Origin of the sequence: Streptomyces sp. SAI-170, assembly GCF_049739565.1 — a bacterium.
Classification (GTDB): Bacteria; Actinomycetota; Actinomycetes; order Streptomycetales; family Streptomycetaceae; genus Streptomyces.
Genome location: NZ_JBMGQD010000001.1, coordinates 1,955,415 through 1,968,559, shown reverse-complemented (window position 1 = coordinate 1,968,559; position 13,145 = coordinate 1,955,415). Strand labels below are relative to the sequence as shown.

Sequence of the window (13,145 nt, the reverse complement as noted above, 5' to 3'; positions counted from 1 at the left end):
GTGCCTCCTTCGGGAGGTGTGGGGTGTGCGGGTGCTAGGCAGGGTGACAGTTGAATCGTTTTTTCGTAAGGGCTTTCGCTGAGTGAACGTTGAGTTATTTACAAGATTCGTCGAAGGGGTAGAAAGCGCTTGTCGGGGCGGGTACGGTCCCAGCGCCGGACACATCGCACCGACCGAGGAGCCGTTGATGAGACGATTCACCACCGCCGCGCTGGTGGCCGCGACGCTGGGGGCCGCCACCCTGACGGCCGGACCCGCCGCCCACGCCCGCGAGGACGCCCTGGGGCCGGACAACTGCGCCGCCGGCGCCTGCCACTTCGACCTGCCGCCCGGCACGTACGACGTGAAGGTCCTCCTCGGCGGCGACGCCGACTCCAGCACCGCCGTGTCCGGCGAGACCCGGCGCGCCCTGCTCCCCGAGACGGCCGTCCCGGCCGGTGAGCGCGTCGCCCGCAGCTTCACCGTGGACGTCCGCACCCCCGAGGGCGAGCCCACCGGCGCTGCCGGAACTCCCGGACTGGACCTGGTGATCGGCGGCTCCGCGCCCGCCCTCGCCGACATCCGCGTCACGCCCGCCCGGCACGCCCGGCAGATCCTGCTGATCGGCGACTCCACCGTCTGCGACCAGCCCGGCGACCCCTACACCGGCTGGGGCCAGCGGCTGCCGCAGTACCTGCGCAAGGGCCTGTCCGTCGCCAACCACGCCGACAGCGGCGAGAGCACCGTCACCTTCCTGTCCAACCCCCTGCTGTGGGAGACGGTCGAGGCTCGCATCCAGCCGCGCGACCTGGTGCTGATCCAGCTCGCCCACAACGACAAGACCACCGACGAGGCCACCTACCGGGCCAACCTGGAGGCCCTCGTGGCGGGCGTGCGCGCCAAGGGCGGCGAGCCGGTCCTCGTGACCCCGATCGTGCGCCGCTGGTTCAACGCCGACGGCACCCTGAACAACAACACCGCCCTCCTCGTCAACGGCCTCGGCGTCGACCATCCGGGCGTCATCCGCTCCGTCGCCGCCGCCCACGACGTGCCCCTGATCGACCTCACCGCCCACTCCAAGGCGCTCGTCGAACAGCTGGGCCCGGAGGCCTCCAAGGCGCTGTACCTCTACAACGAGAAGCGCGACAACACGCACACGTCCGTGCGGGGGGCCACTGCTTACGCGGGGTTTGTGCGGGACGAACTCGTCGCCCGGCATCTGGTGCCCGAGGGCCTGGTGCGGGTGGGATGAACCCCTGGGGCGCCCCGACCGGAACCGGGGCGCCCCAGGTCCACCGGCAGGGCACCGCGGGACGATCGCGGAAGGGCTTGTGAAAGCGCTTGCTCCGGTGGGGCGGGTGTGATGACCTGCGGGCGGCCCATGCCCCGAGCGCCGGAAGGACGGCCCATGCAGCTGCCCGAGCCCGATCACACCCTCAGCCCGCGCACCGGGTGGACCCGCGCCCACTGGGAGGCGGCCGCCGACGCGCTGCTCGCCGCCGTGGAGCCGTACGCCAGCGAGGACTTCGCCCTCTACGACCTGCCCGGCGGCCAGGTGAGCGCCTCCGGCCGGCTCTCCGACGGACTGGAGGGGTACGCCCGTACGCTGCTGCTGGCGGCCTTCCGTCGTGACGAGACCGCGCTGGAGCGGTACGCCGACGGTCTCGCCGCGGGGGTCGCCGGGGTGTGGCCGCGTGTCACGGACCACAGCCAGCCGCTCGTCGAGGCCGCGTCCGTCGCACTCGCCCTGCGGCTGACCCGCCCGCTGCTGTGGGACCGGCTGTCCGACGAGGTGCGCGAACGGGCGGCCGACTGGCTCACGGACGCCCTCACCGCCGAACCCTGGCCCTGCAACTGGGAGTTGTTCCCCGTCACCGTCGGCGGCTTCCTCGCCGACATCGGGCACGAGCCGGAGGCCGCCCGCAAGGCAGTCGACCACGGCCTGCAGCGCATCGAGCAGTGGTACGTCGGCGACGGCTGGTACACCGACGGCGACGGCCGCAAGTACGACTACTACAACGGCTGGGCCATGCACCTGTACCCGGTGCTGCACGCCTGGCTCGCCGACGACACCCGGCTCCTCGACCTCTACGGCGGTCGCCTGAAGGCCCACCTCGCCGACTACGCCCGCCTGTTCGGCGGCGACGGCGCCCCCCTGCACCAGGGCCGCTCCCTCACCTACCGCTTCGCGACGGCCGCGCCGCTGTGGCTGGGCGCCCTGACCGGGCACACCCCGCTCGCCCCGGGCGAGACCCGGCGGCTGGCGTCCGGCGCGCTGACCTACTTCCTGCGGCACGGCGCGGTCGACGAGCGGGGCCTGCTCACCCTGGGCTGGCACGGCCCCGACACCTCCGTCGCGCAGCGCTACTCCGGCCCCGCCTCCCCGTACTGGGCGAGCAAGGGCTTCCTCGGCCTGCTGCTGCCCGCCGACCATCCGGTGTGGACGGCGCCCGAGGAACCGGGCCCGGCCGAGCGCGAGGACGCCGTCACGCCGGTCGCAGCGCCCAACTGGCTGCTGCAGTCGACCCGTTCGGACGGCGTGGTCCGGCTGCACAACCATGGCAGCGAGGACGTCCGCTACGACCCCTACTACACGAGGCTCGGCTACTCGACGGTGACCCGGCCCTCGTCGTCGTACGACAACAGCGTCTTCGTCGGCGGCGATCCGAGCCGCAGCGGGATCGTGCCGCTGGGGGTGGGCGAGGGCTGGGCCGCCTCCCGGCACCGGGCCGGCGGTGGGGCGGAGGTCGTCAGCCTCGTGGCGGCCGAGGGGGCGGTGGAGGTGAGGGCGTATCTGGTGAGCGGGGTGGCGCCGGGGACGCCGGTGCGGGTCACCGGGTGGGCGGCCGGGGAGGGGATGCACAGCGAACTCCTTCCCGTGCACGGGCTGTCGGGCGACAGCGGGGTCACGGAGGACGGCCCGACCCTGTTCGTGGCCCTTGCCCGTCTGACGGGGGAGTCCGAGCCGCCGCCGCTCACCGGCCTTGTGTCGGTGGACGTGGGCGACGGCTTCGACGTGACCCTTCGCTGGACCGGCCGGACGCCCCTGCGGTTCCGGTTCACGGCTGCAGGTGGGAGAACCTCGTCGTGGTCGGTGACGCCCTGGTGAGGGCTGTCCATTGGCGGGCGTTGTGGTGGCCGGGGTCGGTGGTCGGTGTCATGCCCTGGTGTCGCCGCGGGGGTGGGCCGAGGTTGCCGGGCTTCGCCGTGGGGTGATCGCGCGTTGCGGGATGCCGGCCCGTGGGCGCTTCTCGCGCAGTTCCCCGCGCCCCTTCGGGGACGCGATCGTTCGGTCTCCGCCTAAGTGTCGCGGGGCTACCGTCCCTCTATGAGCGAGACCGCATCCCCTACCTTCGCCGCCCTGCACCGGGCCGGTGATCCGCTGCTGCTGGCCAATGCCTGGGACCACGCCTCCGCCTCGGCCCTCGCCGCCCAGGGGTTCGCCGCGATCGGTACGACGAGTCTCGGCGTGGCCGCTGCCGCGGGACTGCCCGACGGTTCCTCGGCGACCCGGGACGAGACCCTGCGCCTCGCCCTGGCCCTGGGGTCGGAGCCGTTCCTGCTGTCGGTCGACGCGGAGGGCGGATTCAGCGACGACCCGGAGGAAGTGGCGCAGCTGGCCGTCGAGTTGGCCGCTGTCGGGGCCGTCGGCGTCAATCTGGAGGACGGCCTGGGGCCGGTGGCCCTGCACGCCGAGAAGATCGCCGCCGTGAAGGCCGCCGCCCCGGGGTTCTTCGTCAACGCCCGCACCGATACGTACTGGACGGGGGACGGGGAAGGCACCAGGGAGCGGCTCGCCGCCTACCAAGAGGCCGGCGCGGACGGCGTGTTCGTCCCCGGGCTCTCGGGACCTGCCGAGATCACGGCCGTGCTCCGTGACCTCGACGTCCCGCTGAACGTCCTGTACACCCCCGGCGGCCCCTCCGTCCCCCGCCTCGCCGACCTCGGCGTCCACCGCGTCAGCCTCGGCTCCCTCCTCTACCGGCGCGCGCTGGGCGCCGCGGTGGAGGCGGCCCTCGCGGTCAGGGAGGGGCGGGAGCCGGACGGAGGGCTGCCGTCGTACGGGGAGGTGCAGCGGCTCGCGACGTAGGGGCGGCCGGTTCAGCGGTTACGTGACGCAGCGGGACGGCCGGTTCAGTGGCTGCGCGACGTTGCCGGGCGGCCGGTTCAGCGGCACAGCAGCGTCTCGGTGTCCATGCGGGACAGCTTCTCCGGGTTGCGGACCGCGTACAGGCCGGTGATGAGGCCGTCCTCGACGCGGGCCGCGAGGACGGTGTCGACCCGGCCGTCGAGCCGGAGCACCAGGGCCGGGTGGCCGTTGACGCGGACCGGCCGCAGCGAGGCGACGCCGAAGCGGCTCAACCCGGCGGCCAGCTCGGCGACTCGCCCGGCGCCCACGACGGGCTCCAGGGCGGCCTGCGCGAGCCCGCCGCCGTCGCCCAGGAAGACGACGTCGGGCGCGAGGACGTCGAGCAGGCCCTGGAGATCGCCCGTCTCGGCCGCCCCGCGGAACGCCTCCAGCGCGGCGCCGGTCTCGGCTGCGGAGACCTCCGTACGGGGCCGGCGCGCGGCGACATGGGCCCGGGCCCGGTGGGTGATCTGACGGACCGCGGCCCGGCTCTTGCCGATGGCGTCGGCGATCTCCTCGTAGTCGAGGCCGAAGACCTCGCGCAGCACGAACACCGCCCGCTCGGTCGGGGCGAGCGTCTCCAGGACCAGCAGCATCGCCATCGAGACGCTGTCGGCCAGCTCCACGTCCTCGGCCACGTCGGGCGCGGTGAGCAGCGGCTCGGGCAGCCAGGGGCCGACGTAGGACTCCTTGCGCCGGCCGAGCGCGCGCAGCCGGACCAGGGCCTGGCGGGTCGTCATCCGCACCAGGTAGGCGCGCCGGTCGCGCACCGTGTCGAGGTCGACGTCCGCCCAGCGCAGCCAGGTGTCCTGGAGGGCGTCCTCGGCGTCGGCGGCCGAGCCGAGCATCTCGTAGGCGACGGTGAAGAGCAGGTTGCGGTGGGTGACGAACGCCTCGGTGGCGGCGTCCACGCGGCCTGCCTGGGGTACGTCCGTCTCGCGCTGGTGCACGGTCGGCTCCTGTCTGTCGGTTCTCGACGCTGCCACACGCACGAGATGCCGCGCGCGCCGGTTCTGTGACAGCGGTGGCGGGTGGCGTACGTCACAGCGCGGGGGCGTCACAGGGGGCGGAGCGGCGGCATCTCTTGCTCGTCAGGACGCCGCGGGCCAACGACGCGGCGCGTGTCCATGAGTGAGGACGAAGTGATGGAACCCCGTTTCAACCTGTTCGACAGCCCGACCGCGGCGAAGGTCGTCAAGCGCTTCTTCAACGCCGGGCTGGCCCTGGAACAGTCGACGCTGCCGAAGGCGCTGCGGGAACTGGTCGAGCTGCGGGTCGGCCAGCTCAACGGCTGTGGCTTCTGCGTCGACATCCACACCAAGGAGGCGGCGGCCGCGGGCGAGTCCGCGGTCCGGCTCCACCTGGTCTCCGCCTGGCGCCACAGCACCGTGTTCACCGAGGCCGAGCGGGCCGCCCTGGCACTCGCCGACGAGGGCACCCTGCTCGGCGACCGCGGGGTGTCCGACGAGACCTGGGCCGAGGTCCGCAAGCACTACGACGACGACCAGATCGGCGCGCTGGTCTGTGTGATCTCGCTGATCAACGCGGCGACCCGGATGAACGTGATCGTGCGCAACCCGGGCGGTTCCTACGAACCCGGCATGTTCGCCGCCCTGGCCGACTGACCAGTGGGGAAATGGTGTTGAGGTGCTGAGAGCGGTGTGCGCAGAGTTACGCCCGTGACTACTTCGCACACCGACTCGCCCCCACGTCTCACCGCCCTCGTCGACCCCGCGCCGGGCAGCTCCCGCCGGCTCGTGTGGCTCGCCTCGGGGCCGGACGGCGCCCCGCTCGGCACCGCCTCCCTCCGCCTCTTCGACAAGGAGGGACAGCAGCACCTCGCCGAGGCCGACGTCCAGGTCCACCCGGCCGAACGGCGGCGCGGCGTGGGGTCGGTGCTGCTCGACGCCGCCGTCGAGGCCGCGCGCAAGGACGGCCGGCGCAGTGTCGTCGCCCAGGCCGACGGCGACAGCCCCGGCGCCGGCTTCCTCGCCGCCCGCGGCTTCGCCACGGCGATGACCCTGATCTACGCCCGCCTGCCGCTGGCCGAGGCGGACGTACCCGCGCTCACCGCGCTGGTGGAGTCCGCACCCGCCGGATACGCGCTCACCACCTGGGAGGGCACGGTCCCCGACGCACTCGCCGACCGCTTCGTCGCCTCGCGCCGGGCCATGGACGACATGCCCATGGGCGCAGTCGACTACGGCCGGGTCGTCTGGGACCTGGACCGGGTGCGCGCGGCGGCCGCCGCCGTCGCCGAGCGGGGGGACGTCCTGCACACCGTCGCCGCCGTCGACACCTCGGACGGCTCCCTCGTCGGCTTCACCGAACTCGTCGTCCCCGGCGGCGGACAGGGCGACGGCATCCACTACGGCACCGGCGTCCTGCCCGAGCACCGCGGCCACGGCCTCGGCACCTGGATGAAGGCCGCCTCGATCCTTCACGCCCACGAACGCCACCCCGGACTCGGCGGACTGCTCACCGACGTGGCCGACAACAACCCGCACATGCGCGCGGTCAACGACCGGCTCGGCTACCTGCCCACGCACACGGCGTACGAGTTCCAGCTCACGCTCTGACCCGGTCAGGCCTCCGCGTCGACGGCCGGCGGCCAGTTCTCCAGGGCGATGTGCAGCGCGTCGACCGCCCGCTCCCAGGACCGCCGCACATCGCGCGGCGCACCGAAGGCGCCGGCCGCCTCCAGCGCGCAGTACCCGTGGAAGGTGCTGCGCAGCAGGCGTACGGCGTCGGTGAGGTCGGGCTCGGCCAGGCCGTAGCCGCGCAGCATGCCGTACGTGATGTCGGCGGTGCGGCGCAGGGCGGGGGAGTCGGCGACGAGGGCCTGGTCGACCCGGATCTGGGTGGCGGCGTACCGGCCGGGGTGCTGGAGCGCGTACTCCCGGTACGCGTCGGCGAAGGCGACCAGCGCGTCCTTGCCCGCGCGGCCCGCCACCGCCCTCCGCGATCCGGTCGATCAGCTCACCGCCCGCGTACAGGGCGAGCCGCGTGCGCAGGTCCTGCAGACTGCGGACATGCGCGTACAGGCTCGCGTCCTTGACCCCGAAACGACGCGCCAGCCCGGACAGCGTGACCTTCTCCAAGCCCTCCTCGTCCGCGAGTTCGGCTGCGGCGGCCACGAGCCGCTCCGCGGTGACGCCGACGCGCGCCATGCAGCCTCCTGGGGAGAAACGGGGGGTGTTCCGGCGCAAGCCTAAGGGGCGGGGGCGTTGTCAGTGGTCGCCCCTAGTCTCGAAGGCATGGATCTTGTGACGTCTCCGTGGGAGTCCGCGGAACGCGTGGAGCACATCCGCGCGCTGGCCGGCCGGGGCGAGCCGGCCGCGTTGCTGGGCGCGCTGACGCAGGCCGACGCGTGGACGGACGGCTTCGGTGTCGTCACCCTGCTGCGGGGGCTGCCTGAGTCGGACCGCGCGGTGCTCGCGGGGATGTGCGCGCGGGAGGCGCGGAGCGCCGAGCACGGCCCTGCCGTGCGGGAGCGTGCCCTGGTCCTGCTCGCGGCCGTGTCGGGCGGGTTCGCGGAGCACGCCTGGTGCGCCGCGTGGGAGGACCTGCTGGCCGGCATGGCGCGCAGGTGGTGGTCCTCGGGCCTGTCGGACGACATGTGGACGCTGGCACACGCCCTGCTGGACGCGGACCGGCCGTTGGCCGCGGACGTGGTCCGGCTGCTGCGCTGCTCCGCGCGCGAGCACGGCTGGCCCTCGGAGTGCACGGACCTCGTCCTCGACCGCGTCCCGGGGCCGGTGCTCAGCCCGGGCGAGCCGTGGTCCGACCGGCTGCTGGCCGACCTGCCCGGCCTCGGCGAGCCCTGGCCCGGCCTCATAGAGCACGCCCTGCGCACGCGGCAGGGCCGTCCCACCCGCACCTGGGAGCGGGGCCTGCTCGAACTCGCCGCCCCGGTCGGCCCGGACGACATCCGCCGTACGGTGACGCCCTGGCTGCACCTCGCCTCCGCCGGAGGGGGCCGGCCGGACGGCGCCTTCGACCCGTACAACCTCCCGGCCCTCCTGGGCCTGATACGGCTGCTCACCCTGCGCGCCCCGCATCCCGACGCGGCCCCCACCCTGGCCGCCCTGGTCGAACTCCCGCCCCTGCACACCGCCTTGACCAGCGCGGCCGTGCGCGCCCTCGGTGACCTGCCCGACAGGGCGGGCCACGGCGAACTGCGGCGCCTGGCCGGCCCGGTGTCGCACCGGACGACACAGAGACAGATACAGGCGGCCCTGGACGGAGCCTGATCTCAGGCGCCCGTGTGGGTGTGGGCCGCCCACAGGGTCGGGGTGAGGGGGTAGCGGGCGCGCAGACGGCGGGTGGCGTGGTGGAGGGACTCGGCGGAGCGAGTGGGGTCGGGGGCGGTCGTGCCGCCGGCGGTGAGGCGGGTGTAGAAGTCGGCGGCGAGCTGGTGGGCGGCGCGGTCGGAGACGGGCCACAGCGTGCCCACGACATACGGATAGCCGGCGAGCTGGAACGCGCCGGTGATGTGCAGGGCCTCGTCGGCGAGCCGGGGTGTGGTGAGGGTCGTGTTGCAGGCGGACAGGAAGGCGAGCCCGCCGCCCAGGCGCAGGGCGCCGATGTCCGCGACGGTGAGCGGGTCCGTCTCGTGGTCGTGCAGGACGAGCCGGCCGCGCCAGGGGTCCATGCGGTGCGGCTCGCTGTGGCAGGCGAAGTGGGCCACCGGGTGACCGGGCAGCGCGGCCAGCACCGACGCGCGGGTGGGCCGCTGCGGCACCGTGGCGCCGGGGATCAGCCCGGTGAGAAGCTCCGCCTCGGTGACCGCGCCCGGCAGCCCGGCGACACCGGCGGCGTCGCCCACCGCGACGACGACCGCCCCGCCTGTCGTCCGCGCCTTCCCCGGATCCGCCGCAGCCGCCTCGTCGCGGTGGGCGCGGGCCCGGGACAGGCCGCGGACCGTGGCCGTGTAGGAGGAGACGACTCGGTCCAGCGCCGTGCGCGGGGCGTCGCCGGACGTGGTGACGTCCTCGTGGTGGCCGGCCGCGTGCAGGGGCAGGTAGGCCATCAGACCGACCGGGCACCACCACAGCCTCGGCCAGGGGGCGCCGGGTGCCGGCGGCCGGGTGTGGCCGAGGGCGGTGAGGACCGGCTCGGTGACGGTGTCCCACAGCCAGGCCAGCACACCGAGGATGTCGCGCTGCGCGGCCTGGCGGCCGTCGGGGCCGACCGTGGGGTCGGTCGCGCGGTCCAGGGCCGTGCCCAGGGTGCGGATACGGGGCAGCAGGTCGGGTTCGGTCAGGCGCAGCGGGACGACCCGGACCGGGTGGGCGGGGTCGCCGTCGAGGACGAGCGCGTCGCCGCGGGTCGGGGCGGCGGAGACGTACACCACCGGACCCTCGCGGGCCTCGGCGGTGAGCCGGTCCGCGCCGGGTGGGGCGAGGAAGTCGGCGAAACCGTCGAGGGTGCGGATGCGGGCCAGCACGGCGTCCCACTCGGCCTGGGCGTCCCGGCGGGCGGCGGCGCGCACGTCGTGCGGCGCCGGGGGGTCGGCGGACGCCTCGGGGGCGGGCCGGTTCAGGGTCTCGCGCCGGGAGCGCACCTCCTCGAACAGCTCGGCCACTTCGGGTACGGCGGTGCGCAGCCGCTGCAGATCGGCGCCTCCGGCGGCGACCGACTCGGCCGTCAGCACCCCCCGCGACTGCTCCAGCAGTTCCACGGCCCGCCCCGGCAGTCCGGCGTCCAGCGCGGCCGCCGCCGCGGCGGTCGCCGGCGAGCCGGCCTCCCCGATCTGATGCCCCCGGTCCCCGAGATCCAGCCCGTCGATCCCGATCCGCGGCAACAGCGCGACAGCGGCCTCCGCGGCGGCGAGCGCCTCGCTCGGCGCCCTCCCCTGCGGGTCCGCCCCGGTCGCCAGGACCGCGATCCTCCGGTACGACGCCACCCGTACGGCGATCGAGGCCGACGCGTCCGACGCCGCTTCGCGGGACACGGCGAGGATCTCCGGGACCAGGGCGGGGTCGTGGGTGTGCTCGTGGAGGAGGTGCAGGGTGACCGCGTGGTCGTTGAGCAGACCGGAGCGCAGGGGCAGGCCGGGCGGGGCGAGGGCGAGGGCCTCCCGGGTGACGGCGGTCGCCTCCGTCAGCGGGGCCGGGTCCCGGCGCAGCAGCGTGCGGGCGCGCAGGGCGTAGGCGAGGTCGGCCAGCATACGGACCCGGTTGGGGTGGTCGAGGGGCGTGGCGGCGAGGCCCGCGCGGGCGGTGTCGATCGCCTCGTCGACCACTTCGGGGCCGCCGTCGCCGAGCAGCGCGTGGACGAGCAACGCCGTGGTCAGACCGTGCAGTTGCTGCACCCGCAGCGGGTGGTCCGGGGCGAACCCCGACACGGCGTCGCGGCAGGACGTGATGGCCTCGGCGATGTCCTCGCGGCGCCCGGTACGGCGGAACGACAGGTCCAGGGCGGACCCGAGGTTGCCGAGGAACATCTGCCGCAGCGTGCCCCGGGGCGCCGCGCCGACGGCGGCCCGGCACGCGGCGACCGCCTCCGACAGCGGCGCGGAGTCACCGGTGTACCAGGTGATGTGCTGGAGGATGCGGCCCAGCCCGTTGAGGTTCATCGCCCGGTGCGGATGGCCCGGCGGGGTGGCCTCCACGGCGGCCCGCGCGGTCTCGGCGGAGGTGCGCAGCAGCGCGATGTCCCCGAGGTGCTCGAAGAGGACGGCCTGGCAGTTGCCGAGGTTGTTCAGGACGGTGGCCCGGCGCAGATGCCCGTCGGGCAGCGCGGCCAGCGCCTCCCGGCACACGGCGATGGCCTCCCGCAGCGGCTCCGGCCGCCCGAGCCGGTTGCCGACGCCGTACAGCGCGAGCGCGAGGTTGTTGAGCCAGCCGGGCCGGTCGGGGTGCCCGGCGGGCGTGAGGTCGACGGCCGCGCGGGCGTGGGCGACGGCCTCGTCGGCGTGCTCGACCCGGTCGGACCGCTCGTACTTGCGGATGAGGGCGCTGGCGAGGTTGGTCAGCACGGTGGGCCGGTACGGGTCGTCCTCCGACAGCGGGGCCAGCGCCCGCCGGCTCACCTCGATCGCCTCGTCGAGCAACTCGTCGTCACCGACGGCCTCGTGCAGGACCCGCAGCCCGAACCCCAGGTTGTTCAGCGCCCTCGCCCGGTCCGGACGGCCCGCGGGTGTCCCCTCCACGGCCTCACGCCCCCGCTGCACGGCCTCCGTCAGGTGATCGAGGTCGGAGGTGTACAGGTACAGCGTGTGCAGGGCGGCGCTCAGCCCACTCAGCCGCGCCGCGCGGACGTCGGTGTCACCCGCGGCGGAACCGGCCGTTGTGGAACCGGCCGCGATGGAATCGGCCGCATCCGCACCGGCCGCATCGGCACCGGCTGCATCCGTACCGGCTGCATCGGCACCGGCCGCATCGGCACCGGCCGCGGCGGAGTCGACCGCGTCGGCGCCGGACACATCCCCGACGCCTTCGGAGGTGGCCCCGGCGCCGTCCGAGCCGACCCGCACCGCGTCACGCCCGGCCTCCGCACCCCTCGCCCCCACCGCCTCCACCGCGGCCCGCGCCAGCGCTACCGCCTCCCACGCCGCCTCCGGCCGGTGGCTGTGCTCGGCCAGGGTGCGCAGGAGCTCCGCGAGGTTCGACTGGCGGCGCCCGCGATCAGGGGCGACGGGCGCGTTCGTCGCGGCCCGGGCCCTGTCGATCGCCTCCTCCAGGGCGGCCGGGCCCCCGGAGCGGCGGAAGAGCAGGTACAGACAGATGGCGAGCTTGTCCTGGCGTTCGGCGCGTGCGGGATCGCCCTCGGGCGTGGCGGCGACGGCCTGACGCCCGACGGCCACGGCCTCGTCCAGCAGCCCCGGCTCCCGCAGCCGTTCGTACTGCGCCCGCAACGCGAAGGACAGGATGTGCAGTTGGGCGGCCCGGGCCGGCCCCTCCGGTACGGCGGCGAGGACGGTCCGCGTCAGCGCGATCGCCTCCTCGGCCGACGCCGCGTCCTCGCGCCGCTCGGCCAGGGCGTGCAGGCCGAGGGCGAGGTTGTTGCGGTACGTCGCCACGTTCGGGTGACCCGGCGGGGTCGCGTCGACGGCCGCGCGGGTGAGGGCGACGGACTCCTCCAGCACCGGCACCTGATGGTCGCGCCAGTACACATGGAGCAGGGCGAGCCCCAAGTTGCTGCGGAACATGGCCAGTTCGGGATGGGCGGTGAACCGTACGGCCTCCCGGGTGACGGCGACCGCCTCGTCCAGCTCCCCGTCGCGGGCGCCCTGTTCGTGCAGCATCCGCAGCACGTGCCCGAGGTTGCTCAGGCTCATCGCCCGGTCCAGCGGCTCCTCGAAGGGCCCCGCGACGGCCATGCGGAACAGCATCAGGGCCCGGTGCAGCAGGGATAGTTGGCGTCCGCGCTCGTAGGCGAGGGTGACAGCGAGCCCGAGTTCGAGGGCCACGTCACCGACGACGCCGTCCTCGGGGCCGCCCGCCAGCATCAGCCCCACCAGCTCGGGCACCGCATCCGGGGCGGCGGCGTGGACCGGGGCGAGCAGCCGGACCGCCTCCACCGCCTCGTCCTGCCCTCCGTCGGCGGACGTCTCGTAGCGCAGCCAGCGGTACCAGCCGAGGACATGCCCTGCCTCCGGGTCGGCCACCGGATCGGTGACGGCGGTCAGCGCGGCAGCCACCCGCTCGGCCTCGGGCGCGAACAGCCCGGCCGGCTCCTGCCGCTCCACCGCCCGGTCGATCCGCCCGCGCAGATCGGAGAGCAGCCCGTGGCGGTCAACCTCGCCCGTCGAGTCCGAGGGCGGCTCGTGCCGGTCGTCCCGGCCCGCTAAGTCTGAGAGCAGCTCGTCCCGGTCAACCTCGCCCCTCGAATCGGAGGGCGCCCCGTCCCCATCCGCCCGGCCCGCTAAGTCGGAGAGCAGCTCGTCCCGGTCGCTCATCCCGTCTCCTCGTCCGCCGTCCGCCGTCCGCCCCGGAGCCCAGTCGTCCCAACCAGCCTTGCACACAAGGGAGTCGAGGACCCTGTGAACCGCACGGCGACCCGTCGTGCGCCCGGCACCCGCCTCTCATGC

The 13,145-nt window shown here is 74.7% G+C and carries 8 protein-coding genes and 1 pseudogene; 6 read left to right on the top strand and 3 right to left on the bottom strand.

Going from position 1 to position 13,145, the window contains the following annotated elements:
- Positions 1-187 precede the first annotated feature (187 nt).
- The 3 genes from RKD23_RS08960 (at position 188) to RKD23_RS08950 (ending at position 4,069) form a co-directional block, all read left to right on the top strand.
- On the top strand, positions 188-1,231 hold the full coding sequence (locus RKD23_RS08960; protein ID WP_424853194.1) for a rhamnogalacturonan acetylesterase: 1,044 nt from the start codon (positions 188-190) through the stop codon (positions 1,229-1,231).
- A gap of 156 nt (positions 1,232-1,387) precedes the next feature.
- Positions 1,388-3,088, top strand: a complete 1,701-nt coding sequence (locus tag RKD23_RS08955) for a DUF2264 domain-containing protein (RefSeq protein WP_424853193.1) — start codon at positions 1,388-1,390, stop codon at positions 3,086-3,088.
- Positions 3,089-3,307: 219 nt separating this feature from the next.
- Complete coding sequence (locus RKD23_RS08950) at positions 3,308-4,069, top strand: isocitrate lyase/PEP mutase family protein (protein WP_424853192.1); 762 nt, start codon at positions 3,308-3,310, stop codon at positions 4,067-4,069.
- 77 nt (positions 4,070-4,146) lie between these two features.
- Here RKD23_RS08950 and RKD23_RS08945 read toward each other — a convergent pair whose 3' ends face one another.
- Positions 4,147-5,058 carry an RNA polymerase sigma-70 factor gene (locus RKD23_RS08945; RefSeq protein WP_424853191.1) on the bottom strand — a complete coding sequence of 304 codons (912 nt, stop codon included), beginning with the start codon at positions 5,056-5,058 and terminating at the stop codon, positions 4,147-4,149.
- A gap of 195 nt (positions 5,059-5,253) precedes the next feature.
- On the opposite strand from RKD23_RS08945, the gene RKD23_RS08940 reads away from it, so the two are divergent.
- Positions 5,254-5,733, top strand: coding sequence for a carboxymuconolactone decarboxylase family protein (locus tag RKD23_RS08940; protein ID WP_424853190.1), 480 nt, complete (start codon positions 5,254-5,256; stop codon positions 5,731-5,733).
- 54 nt (positions 5,734-5,787) lie between these two features.
- Positions 5,788-6,687, top strand: a complete 900-nt coding sequence (locus RKD23_RS08935) for a GNAT family N-acetyltransferase (RefSeq protein ID WP_424853189.1) — start codon at positions 5,788-5,790, stop codon at positions 6,685-6,687.
- 5 nt (positions 6,688-6,692) lie between these two features.
- On the opposite strand, the pseudogene RKD23_RS08930 reads toward RKD23_RS08935, so the two are convergent.
- Positions 6,693-7,278: pseudogene (locus tag RKD23_RS08930) on the bottom strand (TetR/AcrR family transcriptional regulator).
- A gap of 87 nt (positions 7,279-7,365) precedes the next feature.
- Here RKD23_RS08930 and RKD23_RS08925 point away from each other — a divergent pair.
- Positions 7,366-8,361, top strand: coding sequence for a hypothetical protein (locus RKD23_RS08925; protein ID WP_424853188.1), 996 nt, complete (start codon positions 7,366-7,368; stop codon positions 8,359-8,361).
- A 2-nt stretch (positions 8,362-8,363) separates the two neighbouring features.
- Here the strand turns inward: RKD23_RS08925 and RKD23_RS08920 are convergent, their stop codons facing one another.
- Positions 8,364-13,013, bottom strand: a complete 4,650-nt coding sequence (locus tag RKD23_RS08920; RefSeq protein WP_424853187.1) for a CHAT domain-containing protein — start codon at positions 13,011-13,013, stop codon at positions 8,364-8,366.
- Positions 13,014-13,145 lie beyond the last annotated feature (132 nt).

Bases quoted from the DNA above. Each gene is read 5' to 3' on its own strand.
- RKD23_RS08960 (WP_424853194.1), top strand. From the start codon at position 188: ATGAGACGATTCACCACCGCCGCGCTGGTGGCCGCGACGCTGGGGGCC.
- RKD23_RS08955 (WP_424853193.1), top strand. From the start codon at position 1,388: ATGCAGCTGCCCGAGCCCGATCACACCCTCAGCCCGCGCACCGGGTGG.
- RKD23_RS08950 (WP_424853192.1), top strand. From the start codon at position 3,308: ATGAGCGAGACCGCATCCCCTACCTTCGCCGCCCTGCACCGGGCCGGT.
- RKD23_RS08940 (WP_424853190.1), top strand. From the start codon at position 5,254: ATGGAACCCCGTTTCAACCTGTTCGACAGCCCGACCGCGGCGAAGGTC.
- RKD23_RS08925 (WP_424853188.1), top strand. From the start codon at position 7,366: ATGGATCTTGTGACGTCTCCGTGGGAGTCCGCGGAACGCGTGGAGCAC.
- RKD23_RS08920 (WP_424853187.1), bottom strand. From the start codon at position 13,013: ATGAGCGACCGGGACGAGCTGCTCTCCGACTTAGCGGGCCGGGCGGAT.